Origin of the sequence: Achromobacter sp. Marseille-Q0513 (genome assembly GCF_018195695.1) — a bacterium.
Lineage (GTDB): Bacteria > Pseudomonadota > Gammaproteobacteria > Burkholderiales > Burkholderiaceae_B > Achromobacter.
Genome location: NZ_JAGTJY010000379.1, coordinates 1 through 544, shown reverse-complemented (window position 1 = coordinate 544; position 544 = coordinate 1). Strand labels below are relative to the sequence as shown.

Here is a 544-nt window from a genome sequence, read left to right as displayed (position 1 = left end):
GGGCCTGGCCATCGTGGCCGCCGTGGCCAAGGGGCATGGCGCGGAAGTGATGGTGAAATCGCGGCCGAGCCAGGGCAGCACCTTCATCCTGACCATGCCGCTGTTGCCGCGCGGCGGCGCGCTTGAAAACGAGGATCCCCCAGAACCCGGCGAAGCCGCGCAAGGCGTGGCGGTCCGGTTGGAATAAGGCGCCCTGACGGCGCTTTTTTTTATCGACGGGGCCATGCCGGCATTGGCGCGGCTGGGTGAGATGCGAGGCGAGATGCGAGGCGAGATGCGAGGCGAGATGCGGCGCACGGGTTCGGACCTGCCGGCGCTCGGAGATTCAGGCTCTCTTGAGAATGGTTTGTCGAATGAAGGGCGGTCTACAGAATGCGCCCGCTCTCGCGATTCGTGGCTTCATCCGGATTCGCGTTGGCGCTCACCTTCATTCTCACATTCAAAGGACTCAACAGAGATGCGTGCTTCCCTGCGCAACGCGGTCAAGATGGCGCTGCCCGTCGCGGCCCTGACCCAGGCCGTGCTGATGGCCATGGCCCCGACC

Annotated in this window: 1 protein-coding gene; it reads left to right on the top strand. The window is 65.1% G+C overall.

The features are described from left to right. On the top strand, positions 1–187 hold a 187-nt coding region (locus KDH83_RS30760; RefSeq protein WP_212322842.1), incomplete at its 5' end, for an ATP-binding protein. Positions 188–544 lie beyond the last annotated feature (357 nt).